The sequence below is a fragment of the Escherichia sp. AM3 genome (assembly GCF_032029835.1).
Taxonomy (GTDB): Bacteria; Pseudomonadota; Gammaproteobacteria; order Enterobacterales; family Enterobacteriaceae; genus Escherichia; species Escherichia coli.
In genome coordinates this window covers 1-275 of the sequence record NZ_JAVUPQ010000947.1, presented here as the reverse complement: position 1 = coordinate 275, position 275 = coordinate 1, and the positions used below count along the sequence as shown (strand labels likewise).

Here is a 275-nt window from a genome sequence, read left to right as displayed (position 1 = left end):
AAATAACACTTGTCATTCATCTACCACATCGGTATAACTATGTTCGTCGGTTTGTTACACAGACCTAAAGCAGTTTAGTAAAGCAGTCCAGATTGTTATCCATAGATACCCTTCGTAGTGACCCTTCCTTCATCGCTTAAAAATCTGTAACGCAATCCATCAAGCCGGAAGGCACAATATATTTGTTAATAAGGTAATTTCTATGTCTGCTAAAATGACTGGTCTGGTAAAATGGTTCAACGCTGATAAAGGTTTCGGCTTCATCACTCCTGACG

General features: G+C 39.3%; 1 protein-coding gene. It reads left to right on the top strand.

Annotated features, from left to right (window positions below; genetic code table 11):
- Positions 1 to 202 precede the first annotated feature (202 nt).
- Positions 203 to 275: cold shock domain-containing protein (locus RTW80_RS29180; RefSeq protein WP_312721611.1), on the top strand; the 73-nt coding region annotated here is incomplete at its 3' end.